The sequence below is a fragment of the Tessaracoccus aquimaris genome (assembly GCF_001997345.1).
Classification (GTDB): Bacteria; Actinomycetota; Actinomycetes; order Propionibacteriales; family Propionibacteriaceae; genus Arachnia; species Arachnia aquimaris.
The window spans coordinates 625816-649852 of record NZ_CP019606.1; the positions used below are offsets into that span (position 1 = coordinate 625816).

Below are 24037 nucleotides of genomic sequence, written 5' to 3' on the forward strand. Positions count from 1 at the left end.
TCCCCTGGGGGAGTGCGACACGCAACTTTAGCAGGCATCCAGGTGGGGAACGCAAATCGGCCAGCCGTCGATCGCCCCGCGGCGGCGTCCTCCCCGTTTAGGCTGGGTGCACCGACGTCAGGAGGACCCCATGACCCGCGCAACGTTCGAGATCGAGATCACCCCCAACGAGACCCCGCTGCTGCCCGGGGTGGGGCGCTTCGACTTCCAGAAGGTCTGGGAGGGCGACATGCAGGGCAGGAGCGTCGGGCTGATGCTGTCGGCAGGCGACCCGGCCTCGGGAACCGCAGGCTACGTCTGCATGGAGGTCTTCGAGGGCACGGTCGACGGGAAGTTAGGCACCCTCGCCTTCCAGCAACTCGGGACCATGGACGGCGGCAACCAGGGCCTCCGCTACATCATCGTCCCCGGCTCGGGCACCGGCGAACTCGAGGGCGCGATCGGCGTGCTGAACCTCACCGTCGACGAGGGAACGGGCGAGCATTCGATCCTGCTTGAGATGTCCTCAGACCACTGAGGCGGCGCGCAGCGCGTTCGGCCCGCCCGAGATGTCGTCGAGGGCGGAGACGATCGGCGCGACCAGTTCCTTGCCCTCGGTGCCCAACAGTTCGACCAACTGGTCGACGTTCCGCGGCCCCACCAGCGCGGAGGCGACCTGCGGCGCGTCGCGCGCCCACAGCAGCGCCACCTGCGGGGCGGTGAGGCCGAGGCCCTGCGCGGCGTGCGCGACGGCGTCGACGATGGCCTGCGAGCGGGGCTGCAGGTAGGGCTCCAGGAACCAGCCGAAGTGCTCTGACGCGGCCCGCGAGTCGCGAGGCAGCCTGCCGCCCTGGTACTTGCCCGTGAGCGCGCCCCTGCCGAGGCTCGACCACGCCAGCAGGCCCAGGCCGTGGAACGCCGCGGCCCCGACCACCTCGACCTCCGCGCGGCGGGCGAGCAGCGAGTACTCGACCTGGATGCTCGAGAGGGGAGTGCGCGCCCGGTCGGCCTCCTGCCAGGTGGCCGCCGTCGCCGTCTGCCAGCCGACGAAGTTCGACACGCCTACGTAGCGGGCCATCCCCCGGGCGACCGCGGTGTCGAGCGCCGACAGCGTCTCCTCGATCGGGGCCGACCCCCAGGCGTGCACCTGCCACAGGTCGACGTGGTCGGTCTTCAGGCGCCTCAGCGACGCCTCCAGATCATCCAGCAGCGCGCCCCGCGAGGTGTCGATGACGCGGCGCGAGTCGCGCACCACGAAGCCGGCCTTGGTGGCGATCGCCAGTGACTCCCTCGGCAGGCCCGCCGCGAGCGCCTTGCCGATCATCCGCTCCGCGACTCCCGCCCCGTAAGCAGGGGAGGTGTCGACGAGGTTGCCCCCCGCAGAGACGAACTCGTGCAGCAGGTCGCGGGCGGCGGGCCACTCGACGTCGCGGCCCCACGAGATCGTGCCGAGCCCGAGGCGAGAGACCTGCAGACCGGAGGATCCGAGCGGTCGAAGCAGCATGAAAGAGGGGCTCCTATGCGACGAGGACACCCGCCAGGATCAGCGCGGCGACGATGGCCGCGATCACCAGACGGTAGACGACGAAGATCGTGAAGTTGTGGGTGGAGATGTAGCGCAGCAGCCAGGCGATCACCGCGTAGCCGACGATGAACGCCAGCACGGTCGCCACGATGGTCGGCCCCCACGCCGTCGACGGGTCGCCGCCGATGTCCTTCAACTTGTACAGGCCCGAGCCGAAAACGGCCGGGATCGCGAGCAGGAACGCGTAGCGCGTTGCCGCCTCTCGGGTGTAGCCGAGGAACAGGCCGCCAGAGATGGTGGCTCCGGAGCGCGAGACGCCGGGGATCAGGGCCGCGGCCTGGAAGAGGCCGAACAGGACGCCGTCACGCCAGGACAGGTCCTTCAGTTCGCGGGTGTTGCGCGCCCCGTAGCGGTCGGCCAGCGCGAGCACGATCGCCACGCCCGCGAGCATCGCCACGGTGATCCACAGGTTGCGCAGGGTCGAGTCGATCGCGTCCTGGAAGAGCAACCCGAGCAGCACGATCGGGATGGAGCCGATGATCACGAGCCACCCCATCCGAGCGTCGGGGTCACCCTTCTCGACCTTTCCGGTGAAGGACCCGAACCAGTGCGTGATGATGCGCCAGATGTCCTTGCGGAAGTACACAAGCACCGCCGTCTCGGTGCCCAACTGGGTGACGGCAGTGAACGCGGCACCCGGGTCCTTCCCCTCGAAGAAGAGTTGCCCGACGATCGAGACGTGCGCGCTGGATGAGATCGGGAGGAACTCCGTCAGCCCCTGAACGATGCCGAGCACGATGGCCTGCAGCCAGTCCATGTGGGTATTCCTCTCGATTGGCGAAACCAGCGCAACTGTACTCCGGGCTCCGGTGGGGTCGGGTTAGGCTTGCCGCCATGACGAAGGTGGTCCTGATTCGCCACGGGCGCTCCACTGCCAACGCCGACGGGGTGCTCGCGGGCCGCGCGCCCGGCGTCGCGCTCGATGAGGTCGGCCGCGCCCAGGCGGAGGCCCTCGCCGCGATCTTCGCGGGCGTTCCCGTCGCCGCCGCCTTCACGTCCCCGGTGCAACGCTGCCGCGAGACGGCCGAACTCGCGGGCTTCCCCGATGCCACGGTCGTGGACGGCCTCAGCGAATGCGACTACGGGACGTGGACGGGCGCCAAGTTGGAGGCGCTGCGCGACGAGGACGTGTGGGGAGACATCCAGGTCGCCCCCTCGCGCGTCACCTTCCCCGACGGTGAGTCGATGCTGGAGATGTTCGCGAGGACCACCGCGGCAGTGCGGGACCTGGCAGGCAGGCACGCCGAGCACGACACCGTCGTGGTGTTCTCGCACGGCGACCCCATCAAGGCCATTCTCGCCGACGCGTTCGGCATGCGGCTGGACGACTTCCAGCGCCTGCACGTCGGCCCGGCAGGCGTCAGCATCATCGAGTACCACGGCGACCGTCCCCTGGTGGTCTGCGTCAACGCCGGGGGAGACCTCACGAAGTTGCTGAGCGCCCACAACGCGCCAGCGGTGGGCGGCGGCGACGTCGCGAAACCCGCGTAGGCTTCGAGCCATGATGCTGGAGTTTGATCGACCGGACCGGTGCGTCGTCGGCACCGTCGGCCAGCCGGGCAACCGCCTGTTCCTCATCCAGGTCGCCCAGGGCGGCAAGCTCGCCGCGGTCGCGGTGGAGAAGCAGCAGGCCCAACTGCTCGGAGTGCGCGTCGGGGAGGTCCTCGACCAACTCGCCGACCTCGGCCACGACGTGCCGCCGGAGCAGCCGCCCGCCGACATGGGGCCCCTCGACGCGCCCGTCTCGGTCGACTTCCGCGCGGCCGCCATCGGGATGGCCTGGGACGCGGAGACGCAGCGCCTCGTCCTCGAACTGTTCTCCGTCGAGTCCGACGACGACTCGGGCGAGAACTCGCTGCTGCAGGTGCGCCTCACCCCGGCCATGGCCCGCGAGTTCTCCGGAAGGGCCGCCCTGATCGTCGCCTCCGGTCGGCCGGCCTGCCCGGCCTGCGGACAGCCCCTCGACCCGGGAGGCCACATCTGCCCCCGGTCCAACGGCTACCGGGGCGACCTGTTCACATGACCGGCCCCGTCGGCGACCTGAGCCTCGTCGGCCGCCTGGTGGACGCCTCCAACGGCACCTTCCTCGGCGTCGACGACGACCACAACGCGTGGGTCTACAAGCCTGTCGCCGGGGAGGCGCCCTTGTGGGACTTCCCGGCGGGCACCCTGAGCCGACGCGAGGTCGCGGCCTACGAGCTGTCCAGGCACCTCGGCCTCGGCCTGGTCCCGCTGACGGTGTGGGTCGACGGGCCGCTCGGCGAGGGCTCCGCGCAGGCGTGGGTCGAGGGTGAGGCCACTGACCTGATCGACCTGATCGAGCCGGAGGCCGTCACCGAGCAGTGGTTGCCGATCCTGGCAGCCACCACCGAGGACGACCGGCCAGTTGTCCTTGCGCACCGCGACGACCCGAGGCTGCGTGAGGTGGCGCTGTTCGACGCGCTGCTCAACAATTCCGACCGCAAGGCGAGCCATCTGATCGCTGATGGCGAACAGCTTCGCGGGGTCGACCACGGCGTCAGCATGCACGTCGACGACAAGCTCCGCACCGTCCTGTGGGGCTGGGCGGGGGACCCGCTCACGCCCGAAGAGGCCAGTCGCGCCGCGGTGGTCGCCTCCTTGGAGGCCCCGCTCGCACCCGGGTTGACCGACGAGGAATGGGAGGCTCTGAGGGGCAGAGCCAGCGCGATCCTGGCCTCTGGATGCCTGCCGGAGCCGTCTGGCAGGTGGCCCGGAATCCCGTGGCCGCCGTTGTAGGCGCTAAATTGGCCGCATGTATGCGTGGGCCCCAGTCGCCGTTCCGACCCTGAAGCCATCCCCGAGCGGCAAGCGGCTCAGCGTCTTCGACAGTCGCACCCTCGGCCAGTTGGAGGTCGGCCCCGCCGACGGCGGCGAGGCGCGGATGTATGTGTGTGGCATCACGCCATACGACGCGACCCACCTCGGCCACGCCAACACGTATGTCACCTTCGACCTGATCAACCGCGTCTGGCGCGACCTCGGCGCCAAGGTCAACTACACCCAGAACGTCACAGATGTCGACGATCCGCTCCTCGAACGCGCCGCGCAGACCGGGCAGGAATGGGAGGAACTCGCCGAGGACCAGACCGAACTGTTCCGCAGCGACATGCAGGACCTGCGCGTCATCCCGCCGGAGCACTATGTGGGCGCCGTCGAGTCCATCGCACTCGTGGTGTCCCTGATCGAGTCGATGCTGCCGACCGGGCTCGTCTACCAGTTGGACGACCCCGAGCACCCGGACTGGTACTTCAACACGGTCGCCGCACCAGGGTTCGGCGAGATCAGCCACCTGGACGAGGCCGAGATGATCGCGAAGTTCCGCGACAACGGGGGAGACCCCGACCGGCCGGGAAAGCGTCACCCGCTCGATTGCCTTGTGTGGCGCTACGCGCGCCCGGATGAGCCGAGTTGGACGTCGTCGCTGGGCGCTGGCCGCCCCGGCTGGCACATCGAGTGCACCGCCATCGCGCTGAAGTTCCTCGGGCGCGACTTCGACATCCAGGGCGGCGGCTCCGACCTGATCTTCCCGCACCACGAGATGTGCGCGGCGGAGGCGATCGTCGCCTCGGGCGCCCCCCTCGCGAGGGCCTACGTGCACTCCGGCCTCGTCGGCCTGGACGGCGAGAAGATGAGCAAGTCAAAGGGCAACCTCGAACTGGTCAGCAGGCTGCGCCATGGCGGCGCCGACCCGATGGCCATCCGGCTCGCGCTGCTGGACCACCACTACCGCGAGAACTGGGAGTGGACTCCCGATCAGTTGGAGGCGGCCACCCGGAGGCTCGCGCTGTGGCGCTCGGTCCTCGACCTGCCTGGCGCGGTGCCCGCCGCCGAGACGATCGAGGCGATGCGGGCCGCGCTGCGCGGCGATCTCGACACCCCGACAGCGCTCGCCGCGGTGGACACCTGGGTCGCGGCCTCGCAGGCGATCGACCAGGACGATCCCGCAGCGATCGTCGAGATGACCACCGCCGTCGACGCGCTGCTGGGCATCGCGCTGTAACGGGTAGGCTGCCGACCGTGAAAACGTTCGACGAACTCTTCGAGCAGCTGTCCGAGACCAAAGAGACCCGCCCTGAGGGGTCGGGCACCATCGCGCGCCTCGACGCCGGCGTCCATTCGATCGGCAAGAAGGTCGTCGAGGAGGCCGCCGAGGTGTGGATGGCCGCCGAGTACGAGACGAAGGAGCAGGCGGCCGAGGAGATCAGCCAACTGCTGTACCACGCTCAGGTCATGATGCTCGCGCTCGACCTGAAGCTCGAAGACGTCTACCGCTACCTCTGAGAGAAACTGGCCCATCGTGACCTCTGAACGCCTGCTTCGCATCGCCGTCCCCAACAAGGGCGCCCTCGCCGAACCCGCCGCCGCCATGCTGCGCGCAGCCGGCTACCGGCAGCGCACGGACGCCAAGGACCTGACCCTCATCGACGCCGACCACACCGTCGAGTTCTACTACCTGCGCCCCCGCGACATCGCGGTCTACATCGGCCGCGGCCACCTCGACCTCGGCATCACCGGCCGCGACATGCTGCTCGACTCGGAGGCCGACGCCACCGAGATCATGCAGCTCGGTTTCGGCGGTTCCCGGTTCCGGTTCGCCGCCCGCGGCGGGGCCGTCATGTCGGTCGCCGACCTGCAGGGCAAGCGGATCGCCACGTCCTACCCCGGGCTGCTGCAGACCTACCTCGCGGACCAGGGCATCGACGCCGAACTCGTCAAGCTGGACGGTGCCGTCGAGTCGGCCATCCGGCTCGGCGTCGCCGACGTGGTCGCCGACGTCGTCGATACGGGCACCACTCTTCGCCGCGCGGGCCTCGAGCTATTCGGCGACGCTATCTGCACCTCCGAGGCGGTCCTCATCCAGCGCAACGGCGGCGGCGACCTGCCCCCGCAGGCCGAGGCGCTGCGCACCCGCCTGAACTCTGTGCTCGTCGCCCAGAACTACCTGATGCTCGACTACAACGTCGAGCAGGCCAACCTCGAGATGACCATCGGGCTCGCACCCGGCGTTGAGGGCCCGACGGTGTCGAACCTCGCAAAGCAGGGCTGGTGCGCCGTCCGGGTGCTCGTGCCCCGCAAGGGCGTTCACCTGCTGATGGATGAGCTGTACGAGGCGGGTGCCCGCGGCATCCTGCTGACGGAGTTGGCGGCGTGCAGGCTGTGACCGAGGAACAGAGCGCCCCGACCCCGTCCGAGGTGCCAGAGCGTTTGGCCTACACCAGCCCGCCCGCCCTGATGACGGCCGTGGTGCTGTCGATCGTGCTGCTGTCCTTCTCGATGTTCGGCTGGTGGGCGCTCGGCAAGGAGATCCGCAACCAGGTGACGTGGCTGCAGGCCGCGACGCTGCTGTTCTTCGTGTTCGTGATGATCGGCGTGATGCTCTCGGTCGGCTACTCGCGGCTTTGGGCGAACGAGCAGGGCATCACGGTGCGCAACGGGCCGATCCTGCGCAAGTACCCGATCGACAAGATTGCGGGCGTGCGGCTGCGCAAGGGCGACCCGTGGAGCTCCCTGCTGCTGAAGGGCGAGGGCGAACTCAAGCGCAAGCCGGTGCTCGCCATCCAGTCACTTGAGGGTGAAGCGGGGGAGCGCAAGCTGATCGAACTGCGCCGCTGGCTGGTCGAGCACGGCGCCACCTCGCGCGACGTCGTGATCCGCGAGGAGGACGAGCCGCCGCTCGACGAGGACTGATCCCCGTCACTTTCGGTGACCGCCCCCGCGACTTTCCTGCGGGGGCGGTTTCTGCGTGATTAGGCTTCCTTCACAGGAGACGGGAGTCGCACATGTCGGATCTGCTCAGGCTGCTGGCCATCGGCTCGGCGCTGATGGCGTTGGTCGTCGGCATCGCGCCGTCCTGGCAGTTGGCGTCCTCGGGCAATGCCGAGGGAACGATCATGTTCTGGAACGAGATCTCGTGGGCCACCGCGTTCGCGCACGGGATCCTCGGGCCCTTCATCGTGTGGGCGCTCGCGATCGTGGCGACCGTCGGGTTGGCGATGAACATGGCGCGGGAGGCCCAGATGCTGTGGCCCGCCGTCGTGCTGCTTGTTTCGCTGTTCGCGCTGCCGATCGGCCTTGACTATGACAGCAGCTACCCGGAGTTCGTGGCCTGGTTCGGCTTCGGGCTGGTCGCGTTCGCCGGCCTCGCGTCGCTCGGGGGTTACGTGACCTGGGCGCGCGAGCGCGGGCGACCGCAGGGCGTCGGTGGCGCAGGTGGTCGATCCGGCGCCGAGGTCACATGATGCCGCGCTTGCGCAGCAGCGCCTCGATCTCGGCGTCCTCCGCGTCGAGGCCCTTCTGCTGAGGCTGGGCCTTGCCCGCCGGCTTGGCCTGCGCGGTGGCCGCGGGAGAGGCTGGCGCGGCAGGAGCGGACTTGCCTGCGGCGATCGAGGGCTTCGGGGCGGCGTCACCCTTGGTCGGCACCGCCTTGGGCTGCTCCGGCTGGGCGACGCGCTTCTGGCCCTTCGGCAGGAACGTGCCGATCACGAACAGCACCAGGCCGCCGATCGCGAGGCCGAGGCCCCACGCCGTCAGGTTGGTGAAAGGGGTGCGCTGGAACCAGTCGACCAGGCTTCGGATGCCGTTGATCGTCAGGTCGGTGACGCCCGTGAGGTACAGCCCGACGGGGATCGCGCCGAGCCCGATGCCCATCACCAGGGCGCGGACGCTGCGGTGGCGCGCCATCAGACCCGCCGCGATCGCGACGATGACGATGGAGAGGCCGACGGTGATGATCAGCGAGATTGGCATGCGCCCAAGTCTGTCACATGCAGGTGGCTGGCCCCATGGGCGCTAGTGTCGTGACCCATGAATGAGCTGCGTTCGCTTGCCCAGCCCAACTCGCGGTTCGCGGGGGACGACGGGTCGCCCGACCCGCTGACCCGAGAGGCCCTCGGCAGGGTGCGCGACCACAAGAGCTACATCCGCGCGATCGTCGCGCTGTGCACCAGCAGGCTGCTGATGCCGATCGTCGCGAGCGGCGACGAGTCGATGGACGGGCCCGACCCGGACAGGCACGCGGAGATGGCCGCCGTCACGCTGACCGACGACACAGGCAGCTACCTGCTCGCCTTCACGGGCATCGACTCGATGCAGCAGTGGAACGCCGACGCGCGCCCCGTGCCGTGCCTGCTCGACGAACTGTGCGCAACCGTCGAGGCGGCCGGCGCCGAGCAGTTGCTGCTCGACGTCGCGGGCCCCGTCCCGTTCGTCATCTCCGGGGATGCGCTGCGGCTGCTCGCCGACGGCAACGCCCTCGTCGAGTTCGAGGGCGAAGACTTCGCCTGGGTGAAGTACGCCGACGCCGAGCCAGAAGCCGACGCCGCGCCGGAGCCGGAAGCCGAGGCCTGATCCGGGCGCGGTGCGGTCCTGAACTTGAGCATGTTTGGTAACTCGTTTGCCGACACGCCGCGAAAACACGGCGTGTCGCGCAACGAGCAACCGAACATGCTCAAGGAACCACCCCGGGCCAGCCAACCAAGCCGGTTTGGACATCGAAGTCCCAGCCCGTAGACTGACGTGCGTTCATCGGCGGCTTCGGCCGCCCAGCAAGCGGAGCTCACCCTCCCACCCGAGCAGCCACCGGCAGCCGGGTCACCGAACGGGCACGATCCGTCGTGCGCCGCTTCAGGTGCCAGGGCCTCCGCATGCGCGGGGGCCTTTCGTCGTTGGACACGAGAAACTCACACACTGGAGGACCCATCAGCACTGAACCGCGGATCAATGATCGCATCCGAGTACCCGAAGTCCGGCTCGTCGGCCCCAACGGCGAGCAGGTCGGCATCGTGCGCGTCGAGGACGCATTGCGTCTTGCGGCGGAGAACGATCTGGATCTAGTCGAAGTCGCGCCGATGGCACGCCCGCCGGTCGCGAAGCTGATGGACTACGGCAAGTTCAAGTTCGAGGCCGCTCAGAAGGAGCGCGACGCCCGACGTAACCAGTCGAACGTCAGCACCAAGGAGATGAAGCTCCGTCTCAAGATCGACAACCACGATTACGAGACCAAGAAGGGCCACGTCGTCCGCTTCCTCAAGGGCGGCGACAAGGTCAAGATCACCATCATGTTCCGCGGACGTGAGCAGTCCCGTCCCGAGCTCGGCATGGACCTGCTGCGCAGGCTCGCCGAGGACGTGGCGGAGTTCGGCTTCGTCGAGTCGTCCCCCAAGCAGGACGGCCGCAACATGCTCATGGTGCTCGGCCCGACCAAGAAGAAGACCGAGGCCCGCGTGGACCAGGCCGCCGACCGCGACCGCCGCATGGCGCAGCGCAAGTCGAACGCCGAACTGGACAGGGCCGCAGAGGCCGAGCTCCGGGCAGCCCACTCGGACGACACACCCAAGAAGAAGCGCGGTCCTGCAGACAACATGGACCCCGACATCGATCTCTGACGAGATCGAGCCGAATAAGTAAGAAAGCGAGCCAAACAATGCCGAAGATGAAGTCGCACTCCGGCGCGAAGAAGCGGTTCAAGACCACCGGAACGGGCAAGCTCCTGCGCCGCAAGGCCAACCTGGGCCACCTGAACGAGCACAAGTCGTCGCGGCGCATCCGTAGCCTGCAGGGCGACGAGGCCGTGGCCCCCGCCGACGCCAAGAAGATGCGCAAGCTCCTTGGCAAGCACAAGGGCCGCTGAGCCCTCACCACCCGTCCCACATCCATCCGTCGGAGAACCGACACACCCACTAGGAGTTATCCATGGCACGCGTGAAGCGTTCTGTGAATGCGAAGAAGAAGCGTCGCGAAGTACTTGAGCTCGCCTCCGGTTACCGCGGCCAGCGTTCGCGTCTGTACCGCAAGGCGAAGGAGCAGATGCTCCACTCCGCCACCTACAGCTACCGCGACCGTCGCGCCAAGAAGGGCGACTTCCGCAGCCTCTGGATCCAGCGCATCAACGCCGCTGTCCGCGCCGAGGGCATGACCTACAACCGTTTCATCAACGGTCTGAAGAACGCAGGCGTCGAGGTGGATCGCAAGATCCTGGCCGAGCTGGCCGTCAACGACGTTGCCACGTTCAACGCTCTGGTCGCCGTCGCCAAGGACAACCAGCCCGCTGCTGCCGCCTGAAGGGCGCGACAGTGACTCACGAACCGAACGCCGCCCTTGGCCTCAACGCCTCGGTGCTGCGTTCGGTTCGTCGTCTGACGCAGCGCCGTGGCCGTGATCTCACGGGCAAGTTCCTCGCAGAGGGCCGCCAGGCGGTCCGCGAGGCGCTCGCCACCGACGACCTCGTCGAGGAAGTCATCGTGATCGACGCCGACCGGCACGCCGACCTCCTCGAAGGGGTCGACGTCCCGATCTGGCAGGCCACGGAGCATCAGATGCGCCAGCTCAGCGACACGGTGACGCCGCAGGGGATCATCGCGGTCTGCAGGCAGTTGCGCTACGACTGGGACGCACTCGACGGCGCCCGGCTCGTGGTGATCTGCGCGCAGGTCCGCGACCCCGGAAACGCGGGCACCGTGATCCGCTGCGCCGACGCGTTCGGCGCCGATGCGGTGATCCTCACCGCCGGCAGCGTCGAGATCTACAACCCCAAGACGGTGCGCTCAACCGTCGGAAGCCTGTTCCACATGCCCATCCTGACCGGGATCCCGCTCTCCGAGGCGGTCGACCGGGTCAAGGCGATGGGCATGAAGGTGCTCGCGGCCGACGGCGTCGGCGCACCCCTCGACCTGCTCGCGGCGGACGGCGGCCTCGCTGGCCCCGTCGCCTGGATCATGGGCAACGAGGCGTGGGGACTTCCCGACGAGGACGCCCAACTGGCCGACCAGATCGTGGCCGTCCCGATGTGGGGAAAGGCGGAGAGCCTCAATCTCTCCAGCGCCGCGGCGGTGTGCCTCTACGCCACCGCCTCGGCCCAACGACGACAACGGTGAAGAGGGAGGGTCCCATGTCAGGGCCTAACGACAACTTCGATCCCAAGCAGGTCGCCGCGCTCGATCCGGCGCAGATCGACGGCTTCGTGACGGAGGCGCTCTCCGCGATCGAGGCCTCCTCGACGACCGCGGAACTGAAGCAGGCGCGCCACGACCATGCGGGAGAGGTCTCCCCGCTCGCGCTCGCCAACCGCGAGATCGGCGCGCTGCCCCCGCATGCGCGCAAGGAGGCCGGCCAGCGCGTCGGACAGGCGCGCGGCAGGCTGAACCAGGCGTTCGCCGCCCGCCAGGAGGCCCTCTCGGTCGCCGAGGAGGAGGCCACCCTGGTCGCGGAGCGCGTCGACATGACCCTGCCGGTCGACCTCGGCCCCCGCGGAGCACTGCACCCCGTCACCAACCTGATCGACGAGATGATCGACGTGTTCGTCGCGATGGGCTGGGAGGTCGCAGACGGCCCGCAGGTGGAGTCGGAGTGGCACAACTTCGACGCCCTCAACCTCGCCCCCGACCACCCCGCCCGCGCCCTGCAGGACACCCTGTGGATCGACCCGCCGTCGGCGGGCAAACTGCTGCGCACCCAGACGTCGCCGGTGCAGATCCGCGCGATGCTTGAGCGCGGCGTCCCGCTGTACATCATCAGCCCCGGCAAGGTTTTCCGCGCCGACGAGTACGACGCGACCCACCTTCCCGTCTTCCACCAACTCGAGGGCCTCGTCGTCGACAAGGGCATCTCGATGGCCGACCTGCGCGGCACGCTCGACCACCTCGCGCAGGCCATGTTCGGCGACGTCCGCACCCGGATGCGCCCGCACTACTTCCCGTTCACGGAGCCGTCGGCCGAGGTCGACCTGCAGTGCTTCGTGTGCCACGGCGAGTCCGTCGGCAATCCCGAGCGTCCCTGCCGCACCTGCCGCTCCGAGGGCTGGATCGAGTGGGGCGGCTGCGGCGTCGTCAACCCGCGTGTGCTCGCCGCCTGCGGCGTCGACCCCGAGGTGTACTCGGGCTTCGCGTTCGGCATGGGCGTCGACCGCACCGTGATGTTCCGCACCGGAGCGCCCGACCTTCGCGACTTCGTCGAGGGCGACATCCGCTTCAGCCGTTCGATCCTTGGAGGTGCCCGATGAAGGCCCCGATCTCGTGGCTGCGTGACCTCGTCACGCTGCCCGCAGACACCGACACCGCGCGGCTCGCCGACCAGTTCACCAAGGTCGGCCTGACCGTCGAGCACATCGAGCAGACCGGCTCGCCCGTCACCGGGCCCCTCGTGGTCGGCCGGGTGCTCAGCCTCGTCGAGGAGCCGCAGAAGAACGGCAAGACGATCCGCTACTGCCGCGTCGATGTCGGAGCGGAACTCAACGACGACGCGACGGACGAGTTCCCCGCGAGCCGCGGCATCGTCTGCGGCGCCGACAACTTCGCCGTCGGCGACCTCGTCGTCGTGGCGCTGCCCGGCTCGGTGCTGCCCGGCGACTTCTCCATCGCGGCCCGCAAGACCTACGGCCACGTCTCCGACGGCATGATCTGCGCCGAGGACGAACTGGGCCTCGGCGAGGACCATAGCGGCATCATGGTGCTCGCCTCGGACACGGCGGATCCCGGCACCGACGCGATCGACCTGCTGTGGAGCGCCGACGAGGTGCTCGACATCGACGTGACCCCCGACCTGAGCTACTGCCTGTCGCTGCGAGGGCTGGCCCGCGAGGCGGCCATCGCGAACGGCGTGAGCTACGAGGACCGCTACCGGGCGCACCTGCCCGAGCCGGTCGACGGCGGCCACCCGGTCGTCCTCGACTCCGACCGCTGCTCCGCCTTCGTCGCGCTGACGATCCAGGGCATCGACCCGACCGCCGCGTCACCGTCGTGGATGGTCGACCGGCTGCGCGCCTCCGGCGTCCGCTCGATCTCGCTGCCCGTCGACGTCACCAACTACGTGATGCTCGAGTCCGGTCAGCCGCTGCACGCCTACGACGCCGCCAAGCTGTCCGGCCCGATCGTCGTCCGGCTCGCCCGGGATGGCGAGAAGTTGCGCACGCTCGACGGCCAGGACCGCGACCTCGACGCCGACGACCTGCTCATCACCGACGACTCCGGCCCCATCGGGCTGGCGGGCGTGATGGGCGGCGAGACGACCGAGGTCTCCGACGCGACCACCGCCATCGTGCTGGAGGCGGCCAGCTTCGCGCCCGCATCCGTGTCGCGCACCTTCCGCCGCCACGGCCTGCCTTCTGAGGCGTCCAAGCGCTTCGAGCGCGGCGTCGACCCGCAGCTCGGCTACGCGGCAGCTAAGCGCGCCGCGAAGCTGCTGATCGCCAGCGGCGGGGGAGAGGTGACCGCCGAGACGGTCGTCGGCTCCGCGCCCGCGACCAGGCACATCTCGCTGCGCTCCGGCCTCGTGTCGGCCGTGCTCGGCACCAAGGTCGAACAGGACGAGATCACCCGGCTGCTGCGCGCCGCCGCGATCCCGGTGACCGTGCTCGGTGACTCGCTGACGGTGGACGCGCCGAGCTGGCGCGGCGACCTTGTCGACCCGTACGACGTCGTCGAGGAGATCGGCCGCCACATCGGCTACGACCGGATCGGTCTGCGGCTGCCGGTCCCGCCGGTGACCCGTGGACTCGACCCGCTGATCCGCAACCGGAGGGCCGCGCTGCGCGCCGTCGCAGCGCTCGGCTTCACCGAGGTGCTGTCGCTGCCGTTCGCCGCCACCGATGAGCTCGACCAGTTGGGCGTCCCGGAGACCGACCCGCGCCGCTCGCTCGTGAGGCTCGCCAACCCGCTGTCGGAGACCCACGCGTACCTGCGCACCTCGCTGCTGCCCGGGCTGTTCGCCGCGGTCGCCAGGAACACGAGCCGCAGCATGGGCGACCTCGCGCTGTTCGAGCAGGGACGGGTCTACTTCGACCGTGGCGACGCCGTCGCGCCCCGCCCGAGCGTCGCGCACCGTCCGAGCGAGGACGACCTTGCCGCGATCGAGGCTGCGCTGCCCGGCCAGCCGGAGACCATCGCCGCCGTCGTGACGGGCAACTGGCGTCCCGCGGGCTGGTGGGGTCCTGCCGTGCCAGCCGACTGGACGCACGTCGTCGCGTTCGCTGAGCGCGCCGCTGCCGCGGTGGGGGCTCGCCTGGACCGTCGCAACGCCTCGGTCGCGCCGTGGCATCCCGGCCGCGGCGCCGAGCTGTCCCTCGGCGGGGTCGTGCTCGGCCACGCCGGCGAACTGCACCCGGCCGTCGTCAAGGCGTTCCGGCTCCCCGAGCACGCGTGCGCCGTCGAGCTGAACCTGGAACTGGTCCTGAAGCTCGCCACGGACGGTGGCCGGATCGGCACCCTCTCGGCGTTCCCGCTCGCGAAGGAGGACGTCGCGCTGATCGTCGACGCCGACGTCGCCGCCTCGGACGTGCAGGCGGCGCTCACCGAGGGCGCGGGCGACCTGCTGGAGTCGATCTCGCTGTTCGACGTCTACACGGGCGACCAAGCGGGCGAGGGCAAGAAATCGCTTGCGTTTGCGCTGCGTTTCCGTGGCGACACGACGCTCACCGACGCCGACGCGGCCGCTGCCCGCCAGAACGCGGTAGCTGTCGCTGTCGAGCGCTTCGGGGCGGTCCAGCGCGCCTGAGATTGCCGACGAAAACGACGGACGCCCGACCAGCAGGTCGGGCGTCCGTTGCGTTTCGGCGGATCGTTCGTCAAGCTTGTCGAGACGTCCGAGACCTCGCGCGGTCCGGGTCTGGGGACCCATCGACGGGCTCGTGGGTCGTTCGTCGAGCTTGTCGAGACGTCCGAGACCACAGGTGGTCCGTGTGACGAGGTCTTGAGGCGTCCGGGGCGGCTCAGTGACGGGTTTGGAGGGGGCCGGCTGGTGTTCGTTGGTGGTTGCTGGGTTGTGGGTTCGGACCCCTCGACGGGCTCGGAAGCCGTTCGTCGAGCTTGTCGAGACGTCCGAGTGGTGGTGCGGCGTGGTGGTGTCGGACCCCTCGACGGGCTCGCGGGCCGTTCGTCGAGCTTGTCGAGACGTCCGAGACCACAGGTGGTCCGTGTGACGAGGTCTTGAGGCGTCGGGGACGGCTCAGTGACGGGTTTGGAGGGGGTCGGCTGGTGTTCGTTGGTGGTTGCTGGGTTGTGGGTTCGGACCCCTCGACGGGCTCGGAAGCCGTTCGTCGAGCTTGTCGAGACGTCCGAGTGGTGGTGCGGCGTGGTGGTGTCGGACCCTTCGACGGGCTCGGGGATCGTTCGTCGAGCTTGTCGAGACGTCCGAAACCACACGCGATCCGGTGTGCGACGGCCTTGTCCCCAGCGAAATGGATCCGTGAGAAGTCGGCTGGCCGATGGCGAAGCATTGGGCATGGCATGGATCTACATCTTGAGGTGTGCCGACGGCTTCTACTACGTCGGCAGCGCCAGGAATCTTGAGGCCCGAATGGACGCCCACATGGCGGGTAAGGGAGCGAAGTTCACCCGCAGACGGCTGCCGGTGGAGCTCGTCTACGCCCAGGAGTGCGACAACATCGGTGAGGCTTGGTCGCTTGAACGTAAGGTGCACGGCTGGAGTCACGCCAAGAAGGAGGCCCTCGTCAACGGGGATTTCCACCTGCTACCTGGTCTGGCGCGGGGGAGGCGACGGTAGCGGGGCGTTGGGCAAGCGGCGGTGGCGCTGTGGTTGCGGACGTCTCGACAAGCTCGACGAACGGGGGGCGCGCCCCAGCGAACGGCAACCGAGGGATGGGAGGCCTCAGTGGCGCTGTGGTTGCGGACGTCTCGACAAGCTCGACGAACGGGGGGCGCGCCCCAGCGAACGGCAACCGAGGGATGGGAGGCCTCCGTGGCGCTGTGGTTGCGGACGTCTCGACAAGCTCGATGAACGGTGGTCGCGCCCCAGCGAACGGTAGCCGAGCGGTGGTAAGCCTCAGTGGCGCTGTGGTTGCGGACGTCTCGACAAGCTCGATGAACGGTGGTCGCGCGCCAGCGAAACGGCAACCGAGCGGTGGTAAGCCTCAGTGGCGCTGTGGTTGCGGACGTCTCGACAAGCTCGACGAACGGTGGTCGCGCCCAGCGAATGCGGCCGAGCGGTGGGAAGCCTCAGTGGCGCTGTGGTTGCGGACGTCTCGACAAGCTCGACGAACGGGGGCGTCTGTTTGCGTTTCGGGGGATCGTTCGTCAGCGGCGACGCTGGCGCAGCTTCTCCAACTCCGCCCGCTCCTGCTTCGTCAACGAGTGGATGCCGCTTGCGTTGATCTTGTCGAGCAACTGGTCGATGCGCTCCTCGTCTGAGGCGCGGCGGTCGGCGTGGCGCTGCTGCGTCCGGGTCGACTGGTGCGTGCGGGGGCGGTGCTGGGTCCGGCTCGTGGTCTTCTTGCGCCTACCACCGGGGATCCAGGAGTACTGGCCGAGGAGGCCGACGCTGCGGGCCGCCATCGCGACCAGCACGAGCGAGAGCAGCAGGCCGAGCAGGTTGCCCCAGGCGCGGAAGGCCAGCATCGGCAGCACCTGCAGGGCCAGCATGACCAGCCCGAAGACCCACGCTGGGATGTTGAAGAAGAAGCGACGGGTCGGCCACTCGGCGATCCACAACAGCAGCAGGCAGAACTCCACCATCTGCAATCCGGCGATGACCGAGCCTGGCACGACGATCCCGACCAGCGTGGTCGTCAGCGTGAGCGAGCCCCAGATCCCCAGGAACAGCAGCGCCATCTGGCTGCGGCCGATCTGCGCCTCGAGGTCGCGGCCGAACAGCCACAGCAGCGCGAGGTTCAGGACGCTCCACAGGCTGATGGTGTCGGCGAGAGGCCACGTGAACAGCCGCCACACCTCGCCGCCGAGCATCTGCTGCGGCGCGTAGACCAGCCACTGCGGCAGCGAGGGGACGAACACCCAGGCGAGCATGCCGACGGCGCCGAGGAGGGCCACGGCGATCGTCGTGGTGACATCGAGGCGCCCGATCTTGAACCAGGGCTCGCTCTGCTGCTGATAGGAACTCACACCCCAAGCGTGCCAGACGAGCGAAGCCCCCGCCGCCGAGCGTTCCGCCAACCGGCCCGAGGCGCGCCATTGCCTGCATCGTCGGCGCCGCCGCTCAGCCCTGCGCGGTCCCGTCGGCGTCTCCTTCGTCACCCACATCGGCGCGATCCTCCCAAGCCCGTGCCCACTCCCGCAGCATCGCGGGCCACACGATGAACCGTCGAAACGGCCGGATGAACGCCATGTAGATGCGACCGAGCCGGCCGTTGGGCTTGGTGTAGACCGCCAACTCGAGGCCGTAGCCGTCGCCGGTCGGCACCCAACCGCAGTGCATGACCCCGTGGACGGTCGCGTTGGCCGTCTCCGCCGCCATCTCGGTCGGCAGCACGTACACCGGCCGCAACAGGCCGGACGAGGGGTCCGGCGCCGCCCGCAGTTCCGGCGACACCCGCTCCCTCAGGGACGCGACCCGGCCGTCGAGCCCGGATCCTGACCTGTCCCAGCCGAACCACTTGCCGAGCTTCCAGCGTGCCGCGAAGAGGAACCGGACGACCGCGGTGCTGTGTTCCCCGCGGCGCTTCAGGAGGGCCAGGAATCGTGCCATGTCGGTAGGGCTGGAGCCGGGTGCGGGCACCAGCCAGACGTCCTCCAGCGTGAAGTCGTCGGCAATGCCGTGCACGAGCCACGGCCTCTGAAGATGCTCTGACGCAGGACGTTGGTACATGACGCCTCCCAAATATTCGCTTGCGTATAGTTGGAACCTAGCATGACGGTGGGAGGATCGGTACATGGCCAACGTGAAGCTGACCAGGCACGACTGGATCGACGCGGCGCTCGCCCTGCTGACGGACGAGGGCATCGACGCGGTCCGGGTCGAGCCGCTGGCGCGCAGGCTCGGCGTCACCAAGGGCAGCTTCTACGGCTATTTCACGGGTCTGGAGGTCTTCCTCGTGGAGGTCATCCGCGTCTGGGAGATCGACGTCACCGAGGGGATCCTCGCCCAGGTCGCCAAGGACGGAGACCCCAGGAAGCGGATGCGGCAGTTGGCCGTAGCCCTTGTCTCGCATCCCAACCGCACCGTGCACACGGAACTGGCCGTCCGTGAGTGGGCCCGCAAGGCCCCGGAGGTTGATGAGTGCGTGCGCCGGGTGCAGGCGATCCAGTGGGACCTGCTGATGCAGATCTTCTCTGAGTTCTGCGACGAGCGTGAGGCCACCTACCGCAGCGTCGTGGCGATGTCGGCGCGCCTCGCGACGCCGATGCTTGAGGGTGGTCCCGACGGCGATCCGGCCGGGCGGATCGAGTTCGTCGTGCAGCAACTGATCCGCTGAGTCGTCGGCCGAACCGGTCGCGCGCACCGTTAGGCTGCCTCCATGCCACGGGTGATCCATACGGGCCAGGCGCTCGTCGACGCGACAGCGCAGGTCGGCTCCCTCCCGCTGCGCGGCCAGAACGTGATGGCCGACGGGTGGGGCCAGGCCGCGGGGGGAGCGGTCAACATCCTCGTCGCGGCCGCCCGCTCGGACGCCGACTGCGTGCACGCTGGGGCCATCGGCACCGGCCCCAACGGCGACCTTGTCCGCGACGCGCTCGAGGCCGAGTCGATTGCCTACAGCGCGCCCGCAGTCCCCGACGCCGACACCGCGCTGTGCGTCGTGCTCGTCGAGCCGAGCGCCGAGCGCACCTTCATCACCATGCAGGGAGCCGAGCGGCGGCTGAGCGTCGAGGCCCTGCAGAGCTCGGATCCACGGCCGGGCGACCTGGTGTGCGTCACGGGCTACACGCTCGCGGTCGACTCGACCCGCCTTCCCCTCCAGGAATGGCTGAAGGGCCTCCCGAGGGCGTGCACGTCGTGCTCGACCCAGGCGCAGCCTTCGCCGACCTCCCCGACGACGTGCGCGACGCGATGCTCGACCGCACCACGGTGTGGACCTCCAACCAGGAGGAGGCGGAGGCGCTCTGCCGCACCAAGACCGGTGGCCCGTCGACCATGGCCGAGGCGGCCAAGCGGATCGCCCGGTTGCTTCCCTCCGGCGCCGTTGCGATCGTGCGCGACGGGCCCGCGGGCTGCGCCGTCTGCGTCGACGGCGTCGTCACCGAGGTGCCCGGCTTCCCGCAGAAGCCGGTCGACACCAACGGCGCGGGCGACGCCCACACCGGCGTGCTGTGCGCAGAGATCGCCCGCGGCGCCGACTGGGTCACCGCCTGCCGCAGGGCCAACATCGCCGGGGCCATCAAGGTCACCAGGCGCGGGCCGGCGACCGCCTCGACGAGGGCCGAGATCGACGCGTTCGAGGCGCGGGCCTGACGGCGGTGCCACACTGGCGCCATGACCGCTGAACCCTGGCTGATCGTCATCGACGCACAACGCATCTTCGCCGACCCCGAAAGCGACTGGGGTTCACCCATGTGGCCGGGCACCGTCGAGTCGATCCGACGCCTCTTGCCCAGCTTCGAGGGTCGCACCATCCTGACCCGCTGGGTGCCGCCCGCCGCTGACGAGCGGGCCGGGTCGTGGGCCGACTACATGGCCGCCTGGCCGTTTGCCGACCGGCCGGCCGACGACCCGTACTTCGACCTCGTCGACGAACTCGCCGGCCTCGACGCGCCGGTGGTGGACGCGCCGACGTTCGGGAAGTGGGAGAGGCTACGCGACTTGGTGGGGGAGGCCCCGAGCCTCGTGGTCACCGGCGTCTCGACCGACTGCTGCGTGATCTCGACGGTGTTGCCCGCGGCCGACGCCGGGGCACGCGTCACGGTCGTCACCAACGGCTGCGCCGGATCGAGTCCCGAGAACCAGGCGGCGGCGCTGACAGTGCTCGGACTGTATCCCCCGCAGGTGGAACTGCGCACCGTCGACGACGTGCTCGCGGATGAATGATGGCCGGACCGCGGAACGCCTCTCGGCGCGTGGCCGCTCATAGCGGCAAATAGTGGAGCCCGGGGTTACCACGGCCCGACCGCTGACGATTCTAGCGGCTGACCCAAGAGATCAGTGCAAAGCGCCGTCGCGCCACAGCGCGGCGGCTTTGGTCAGCTCGGCCGAGACGGCCTCGTAGCCCTCCCAGCGGCGGCGCTCGTCTGCGACCCGCTCGGTCAGCCCACCCTCGGAGACCAGTTCCGCGGATCCGACGGCCATCACCCGCGCGAACGCGGCCGCGCGCTCCAGTGCGATGGCGAAGTCGCCAGTGAAGGCGCCCCGCAGGATCCGGGTCGACAGGACCACGACCTCCTCAGGGGAGGGGGCGCTGCCCGACCCGGCGATCGCCTGCCCGACCGTATCGACCTCGACGCCCCTCTTGAAGCGGTAGCCGGCCGCCGACGGCGCCTCGCGTACCGCATGGCGCAGCAGATACAGCCGCCACAGTGCGCCGGGAAGCGAATCGGCGGGGGCCTCCGCCCACATCTCGGCCAGGTCCTCGATGCCCGCCCCGTCCGCGAAGGCGATCACGCGATCCACCACCGCGGCGTCAGGCGCGCGACGTACCCGATGCAGCAGCGCCGCAGCGGTGTCGTGCGCCAACTCGCCCAGCTCGGCGGGGTCGCCCCCGCCCCCCATCATCTCGATGACGTCGCCGGGGCGCTTGACTGGCTTGTGGAAGTTCGTCACGGGCCGATCCTACGTCGCGCCGCTACGCTGGGCCCGTGTTGATCTCCCGCGAAGAGCCTCCCGCCGACGAGGGCGGGTCAGGCTACGCGCTGTACGAGTTCGACGCCCGGGAGTGGGACGCGGTCCTGGAGGACCTCTTCGGCACCAGCCTGCTCGGCCAGTCGGCCCGTCGCCGCTGGGCCGAGGGCCTCGACCCGTCCATCACCGTGCACCGCTTCGTGTCGGCGCGCGAGGACGGCGAACTCGTCGGCGTGGCGCTGCTCGAACTGCCCCAGCGCGACAACACCCACCTCGCCTTCGTGTCGATCGTCGTGCCCGCTGCCCACCGCGGGCACGGGATCGGGGCGGCGCTGTTCGACGACGCGGCCGCGCTCGCCGCCTCCGAAGGCAGAGACAACCTCGAGATCTGGACCTGGGACACCCTTGTCGAGCCCGGCCCCGGCACCATCTCCGCGCGACAGGGCGACGGGGCCATCGACGCCGCTGCTCCGGGCGCCAGGTTCCTGCTCAAGCGAGGCTTCCAGCTCGTCCAGGTCGACACCATGTCCGGCTGGGACCTGCCCCCACAGGCGGGCCTTGAGGCGGCCGCGGCGGAGGCCCGTGCGGCGACGCCCGAGGGGTACCGCCTCGTCCAGTGGCACGGCGACACCCCGGAACGCTGGGTCGGCGACGCGGCGCTGCTGCAGGTGGCGATGAGCACGGACGCGCCAATCGGCGGCTCGGACCTGCGTGCCGAGGTCATCGACGCCGACCGGATCAGGGCCATCGACCGGGGCCGACGCGCGGGCGGCCTCGACCAACTCGTCACGTCCGTCGAGCACGACGGAACCCTGGTCGGCATCACGCGCCTCGTCCGCGACACGGCCCGCCCACAGGTCGGCGACCAGTGGGACACGCTCGTGCTCGGGCACATCGGGGCAACGGGCTCGGCTGGCTCATGAAGACCGCCAATCACGCCGCGATCCGCGGCGCCTGGCCGGAGGTGGCGACGCTGGTGACGGGCAACGCGTCGGAGAACCGGTGGATGCTCGCCATCAACCGCAGGCTCGGCTACCGCCCGATCGCCGCGTCCGGTTGGTTCGAGCGACGCGCGGGTGGCGATGGCGCTCAGTAGGCGGGCGATCGTCGAGGCGGGGCTCGGCATCCTGGACGCGTACGGCCTCGGCGACCTCAGCATGCGCCGGGTCGCCGACGTGCTCGGCGTGCAGGCGGGGGCGCTGTACTACCACGTGCCCAACAAGCAGTCGCTGCTCGCGGCGCTCGGCGACGAGATCCTCTCCGAGGTGTCCGACCCGCGGCCAGACGAGCCGGTCGCGGACTGGCTGGTCGAGTGGGCAGCGACGCTGCGCAAGGTGCTGCTCGCGAGGCGCGACGCCGCGGAACTGGTCGCCTCGTCGCTCGCGCTCGGCCTCGGCGCCGTCGACCCGGCCGCGTCGGGTCGGGAGAGGCTGACGATGGAAGGCGTCGAGCAGCCGGAGGCGACCATGGCGGCGCTGCTGCACTTCGTGCTCGGCCACGTCGTCGAGGAGCAGACGCGCGCCCAGATGCACTCGCTCGGCGTCCTCGCCGACTTCGACGCGGCCGGCTCGGAGGCCAGCTTCGGCTGGGGACTCGGCCTGATTGTGCGCGGTGTGAAACAAACCGTTCCCACAACGCCTTGATGAGAGTTAGGCTGACACCATGCATCGGCAAAGTCGTCGGTTCGCTGCGGTAGTGGCCGCAGTGGTGTTGCTCGCTCTCACTGGCTGTGGAACGCGCCAGGTGACGCCGTCCACCTACGCCGGCTCCCCCGATTCCCCGGATGTGGTGCTGCTCGTCGAGGCGTCCGACGACGCCAAGATCGCCGAGGCCCGCGTGACACAGGAGGACGACCAGCAGGTCGTCGTTGAGGTCCGCATCGACGGCTCCGACGCCAGCAAGGACGCCACCATCGAGGTGCTCGAGGCCGAGGTGCGACTCGACAAGCCGCTCGGCGGCCGCCAGGTCGTCGATCAGGAGGGCCGGGCGATCCCCGAGTCGTAGCCGCCTCAGCCCGGGTCTGGTTCCGGGGCAGGCGGCTTCTTGGTCATGGCAGCCACCGAGAGTGCGACCACCGAGACGCCGACCACCCCGAGCAGCCACCACGGCACCTGCGCCGTCCACTCCAGGAGCGACGCGACAGCCCCGTCGGCCAGCCTCCCGGTGACGGCGCCCTCGACGGAGTCGGCGCGCGGCATCCGGAACCGGCCGAGCGCGAAGCGCCCCAGGACGACACCGCCCAACCCGAGCAGCGCCGCGAGGATCGAGGCGACCCACCGGCCTCGACGCGAGCCGATCAGCAGGCCGAGCACCCCGAGCAGCGCCGTGGCCACGAACATCCACTTCCAGTGCTGGGCCATCGCGATGGTCTCGCTCGCCAGTTTGGTCACGGTGGCGTCCGGGCGACCCAGCGCGACCCGCACGTCCTTGTCCCACGCCACCTGCTCCAGGTACGGGCGGACCGTCTCGTCGGCGGCCGCCAGCAGTTTCTCCCTGCCGAGCGTCACGAATGGCGAGAGGTCGAGCCAGATGGTGGGGGTCTCGGCCGCATCGCTACGGTACGCGTCGAGGTCCTCCACCAGCGCGACCCGCGAGGCCGTGATCGTCTGCTTCCACGCGTTCTCGACGCCAGGGTCCTCGAGGGCGTTGTCGACGGCCGTGGCAAGCAGCGCCTCCAGCGTCGCGCGCAGGTTCGGGATCTGGTCGACGGCCTCCGGGATCTCCCGTTTCGCCGCTGTCTCCAGTTCGGACGCGATCGCGGAGCGCACCGAACGATCGGTGGCAAGCGGCGCGACGATCATTTCCGCAGGCTCCTGCGTCCTTGCCACGGCGTCGACCCACCGGGCACCCACGCCGGCGACGGCGGACGCGACGGCCATCAGCAGGATCACGAATGCGAGGAAGGAGCGGACTGCGCTCACGAGGCCTCCAATGGTCGGGCCGCGGCGTTGCGGTTCCGGACAGACTAGCCGGGCCCCACGATTGAATATCTATTGTGAA

The 24037-nt window shown here is 69.6% G+C and carries 31 protein-coding genes and 1 pseudogene; 25 read left to right on the forward strand and 7 right to left on the reverse strand.

The window, feature by feature from the left end; genetic code table 11:
* Positions 1 to 130: 130 nt before the first annotated feature.
* Positions 131 to 517: a DUF3224 domain-containing protein gene (locus BW730_RS02900; protein ID WP_077684941.1), complete on the forward strand. Its 387-nt coding sequence runs from the start codon at positions 131 to 133 to the stop codon at positions 515 to 517.
* On the opposite strand, the gene BW730_RS02905 is transcribed toward BW730_RS02900, so the two are convergent.
* Together BW730_RS02905 and BW730_RS02910 are read right to left on the reverse strand one after the other, a co-directional pair.
* Positions 506 to 1483: an aldo/keto reductase gene (locus BW730_RS02905; protein WP_077684942.1), complete on the reverse strand. Its 978-nt coding sequence runs from the start codon at positions 1481 to 1483 to the stop codon at positions 506 to 508. The genes BW730_RS02900 and BW730_RS02905 overlap by 12 nt on opposite strands.
* Positions 1484 to 1496: 13 nt before the next feature.
* A complete protein-coding gene (locus tag BW730_RS02910; protein WP_077684943.1) occupies positions 1497 to 2321 on the reverse strand; it encodes an undecaprenyl-diphosphate phosphatase in 825 nt (274 codons plus the stop codon).
* Between the two features lie 77 nt (positions 2322 to 2398).
* Between BW730_RS02910 and BW730_RS02915 the strand changes: the two genes are divergently transcribed.
* The 8 genes from BW730_RS02915 to BW730_RS02950 all read left to right on the forward strand — a co-directional run bounded on the left by BW730_RS02915 (position 2399) and on the right by BW730_RS02950 (position 7824).
* Complete coding sequence (locus tag BW730_RS02915; RefSeq protein ID WP_077684944.1) at positions 2399 to 3055, forward strand: MSMEG_4193 family putative phosphomutase; 657 nt, start codon at positions 2399 to 2401, stop codon at positions 3053 to 3055.
* 10 nt (positions 3056 to 3065) lie between these two features.
* Positions 3066 to 3587 (forward strand): DUF3090 domain-containing protein, encoded by a 522-nt coding sequence (locus BW730_RS02920; protein ID WP_077684945.1) that lies wholly within the window; start codon positions 3066 to 3068, stop codon positions 3585 to 3587.
* Positions 3584 to 4321: an SCO1664 family protein gene (locus tag BW730_RS02925; RefSeq protein WP_077684946.1), complete on the forward strand. Its 738-nt coding sequence runs from the start codon at positions 3584 to 3586 to the stop codon at positions 4319 to 4321. Before BW730_RS02920 ends, BW730_RS02925 begins: the two co-directional genes overlap by 4 nt.
* Positions 4322 to 4337: 16 nt before the next feature.
* A complete protein-coding gene (gene mshC, locus BW730_RS02930) occupies positions 4338 to 5585 on the forward strand; it encodes a cysteine--1-D-myo-inosityl 2-amino-2-deoxy-alpha-D-glucopyranoside ligase (protein ID WP_077684947.1) in 1248 nt (415 codons plus the stop codon).
* Between the two features lie 17 nt (positions 5586 to 5602).
* On the forward strand, positions 5603 to 5866 hold the full coding sequence (locus BW730_RS02935) for a phosphoribosyl-ATP diphosphatase (RefSeq protein ID WP_077684948.1): 264 nt from the start codon (positions 5603 to 5605) through the stop codon (positions 5864 to 5866).
* An 85-nt stretch (positions 5867 to 5951) separates the two neighbouring features.
* Positions 5952 to 6746: an ATP phosphoribosyltransferase gene (gene hisG, locus BW730_RS02940; protein WP_237268012.1), complete on the forward strand. Its 795-nt coding sequence runs from the start codon at positions 5952 to 5954 to the stop codon at positions 6744 to 6746.
* A complete protein-coding gene (locus BW730_RS02945; RefSeq protein ID WP_077684950.1) occupies positions 6734 to 7273 on the forward strand; it encodes a PH domain-containing protein in 540 nt (179 codons plus the stop codon). The genes hisG and BW730_RS02945 overlap by 13 nt, the downstream gene beginning before the upstream one ends.
* Before the next feature lie 92 nt (positions 7274 to 7365).
* A complete protein-coding gene (locus tag BW730_RS02950; protein WP_077684951.1) occupies positions 7366 to 7824 on the forward strand; it encodes a hypothetical protein in 459 nt (152 codons plus the stop codon).
* Here the strand turns inward: BW730_RS02950 and BW730_RS02955 are convergent.
* On the reverse strand, positions 7817 to 8332 hold the full coding sequence (locus BW730_RS02955; RefSeq protein ID WP_077684952.1) for a hypothetical protein: 516 nt from the start codon (positions 8330 to 8332) through the stop codon (positions 7817 to 7819). The two genes, BW730_RS02950 and BW730_RS02955, sit on opposite strands and share 8 nt — an antisense overlap.
* 57 nt (positions 8333 to 8389) lie before the next feature.
* On the opposite strand from BW730_RS02955, the gene BW730_RS02960 reads away from it, so the two are divergent.
* The 8 genes from BW730_RS02960 to BW730_RS02995 all read left to right on the forward strand — a co-directional run bounded on the left by BW730_RS02960 (position 8390) and on the right by BW730_RS02995 (position 16078).
* Positions 8390 to 8932: an SseB family protein gene (locus BW730_RS02960; RefSeq protein WP_077684953.1), complete on the forward strand. Its 543-nt coding sequence runs from the start codon at positions 8390 to 8392 to the stop codon at positions 8930 to 8932.
* Positions 8933 to 9228: 296 nt separating this feature from the next.
* The gene (gene infC, locus BW730_RS02965; RefSeq protein WP_077684954.1) at positions 9229 to 9969 is read left to right on the forward strand and encodes a translation initiation factor IF-3; all 741 of its coding nucleotides are present in this window, start codon (positions 9229 to 9231) and stop codon (positions 9967 to 9969) included.
* Between the two features lie 38 nt (positions 9970 to 10007).
* Positions 10008 to 10214, forward strand: coding sequence for a 50S ribosomal protein L35 (gene rpmI, locus BW730_RS02970; RefSeq protein ID WP_077684955.1), 207 nt, complete (start codon positions 10008 to 10010; stop codon positions 10212 to 10214).
* A gap of 62 nt (positions 10215 to 10276) precedes the next feature.
* A complete protein-coding gene (gene rplT / locus BW730_RS02975) occupies positions 10277 to 10645 on the forward strand; it encodes a 50S ribosomal protein L20 (protein WP_077684956.1) in 369 nt (122 codons plus the stop codon).
* Between the two features lie 11 nt (positions 10646 to 10656).
* On the forward strand, positions 10657 to 11457 hold the full coding sequence (locus BW730_RS02980) for a TrmH family RNA methyltransferase (protein ID WP_077684957.1): 801 nt from the start codon (positions 10657 to 10659) through the stop codon (positions 11455 to 11457).
* 14 nt (positions 11458 to 11471) lie between these two features.
* Positions 11472 to 12581 (forward strand): phenylalanine--tRNA ligase subunit alpha, encoded by a 1110-nt coding sequence (gene pheS, locus BW730_RS02985; protein ID WP_077684958.1) that lies wholly within the window; start codon positions 11472 to 11474, stop codon positions 12579 to 12581.
* On the forward strand, positions 12578 to 15070 hold the full coding sequence (gene pheT, locus BW730_RS02990) for a phenylalanine--tRNA ligase subunit beta (protein ID WP_077684959.1): 2493 nt from the start codon (positions 12578 to 12580) through the stop codon (positions 15068 to 15070). The genes pheS and pheT overlap by 4 nt, the downstream gene beginning before the upstream one ends.
* 726 nt (positions 15071 to 15796) lie before the next feature.
* A complete protein-coding gene (locus BW730_RS02995; RefSeq protein ID WP_077687495.1) occupies positions 15797 to 16078 on the forward strand; it encodes a GIY-YIG nuclease family protein in 282 nt (93 codons plus the stop codon).
* Positions 16079 to 16608: 530 nt separating this feature from the next.
* Here BW730_RS02995 and BW730_RS03000 read toward each other — a convergent pair.
* The gene (locus BW730_RS03000) at positions 16609 to 17430 is read right to left on the reverse strand and encodes a rhomboid family intramembrane serine protease (RefSeq protein WP_077684960.1); all 822 of its coding nucleotides are present in this window, start codon (positions 17428 to 17430) and stop codon (positions 16609 to 16611) included.
* 94 nt (positions 17431 to 17524) lie between these two features.
* Entirely contained in the window at positions 17525 to 18133 is a 609-nt protein-coding gene (locus tag BW730_RS03005) for a DUF2867 domain-containing protein (protein WP_077684961.1), read from the reverse strand.
* Positions 18134 to 18197: 64 nt separating this feature from the next.
* Here BW730_RS03005 and BW730_RS03010 point away from each other — a divergent pair, with 64 nt between their 5' ends.
* The 4 genes and pseudogenes from BW730_RS03010 (at position 18198) to BW730_RS03020 (ending at position 20290) form a co-directional block, all read left to right on the forward strand.
* Positions 18198 to 18740: a TetR/AcrR family transcriptional regulator gene (locus tag BW730_RS03010; RefSeq protein ID WP_077684962.1), complete on the forward strand. Its 543-nt coding sequence runs from the start codon at positions 18198 to 18200 to the stop codon at positions 18738 to 18740.
* A 42-nt stretch (positions 18741 to 18782) separates the two neighbouring features.
* A pseudogene (locus BW730_RS20245) lies at positions 18783 to 19136 on the forward strand (PfkB family carbohydrate kinase); the annotation flags it as partial.
* A gap of 92 nt (positions 19137 to 19228) precedes the next feature.
* A complete protein-coding gene (locus tag BW730_RS19925; RefSeq protein ID WP_250637757.1) occupies positions 19229 to 19717 on the forward strand; it encodes a PfkB family carbohydrate kinase in 489 nt (162 codons plus the stop codon).
* Between the two features lie 21 nt (positions 19718 to 19738).
* Entirely contained in the window at positions 19739 to 20290 is a 552-nt protein-coding gene (locus BW730_RS03020) for a cysteine hydrolase family protein (RefSeq protein ID WP_077684963.1), read from the forward strand.
* 111 nt (positions 20291 to 20401) lie between these two features.
* On the opposite strand, the gene BW730_RS03025 is transcribed toward BW730_RS03020, so the two are convergent.
* A complete protein-coding gene (locus BW730_RS03025; protein ID WP_077684964.1) occupies positions 20402 to 21019 on the reverse strand; it encodes a hypothetical protein in 618 nt (205 codons plus the stop codon).
* Positions 21020 to 21054: 35 nt separating this feature from the next.
* Between BW730_RS03025 and BW730_RS03030 the strand changes: the two genes are divergently transcribed.
* The 4 genes from BW730_RS03030 to BW730_RS03040 are packed head-to-tail and all read left to right on the forward strand — an operon-like array spanning position 21055 to position 23041.
* Positions 21055 to 21960, forward strand: coding sequence for a GNAT family N-acetyltransferase (locus BW730_RS03030; RefSeq protein WP_077684965.1), 906 nt, complete (start codon positions 21055 to 21057; stop codon positions 21958 to 21960).
* Positions 21957 to 22133 carry a hypothetical protein gene (locus BW730_RS18415; protein WP_158522458.1) on the forward strand — a complete coding sequence of 59 codons (177 nt, stop codon included), beginning with the start codon at positions 21957 to 21959 and terminating at the stop codon, positions 22131 to 22133. Before BW730_RS03030 ends, BW730_RS18415 begins: the two co-directional genes overlap by 4 nt.
* Positions 22120 to 22680 (forward strand): TetR family transcriptional regulator, encoded by a 561-nt coding sequence (locus BW730_RS03035; protein ID WP_077684966.1) that lies wholly within the window; start codon positions 22120 to 22122, stop codon positions 22678 to 22680. Before BW730_RS18415 ends, BW730_RS03035 begins: the two co-directional genes overlap by 14 nt.
* A 19-nt stretch (positions 22681 to 22699) precedes the next feature.
* Positions 22700 to 23041: a hypothetical protein gene (locus tag BW730_RS03040; RefSeq protein WP_158522459.1), complete on the forward strand. Its 342-nt coding sequence runs from the start codon at positions 22700 to 22702 to the stop codon at positions 23039 to 23041.
* 5 nt (positions 23042 to 23046) lie between these two features.
* On the opposite strand, the gene BW730_RS03045 is transcribed toward BW730_RS03040, so the two are convergent.
* Positions 23047 to 23958, reverse strand: coding sequence for a hypothetical protein (locus tag BW730_RS03045; protein WP_077684968.1), 912 nt, complete (start codon positions 23956 to 23958; stop codon positions 23047 to 23049).
* Positions 23959 to 24037 lie beyond the last annotated feature (79 nt).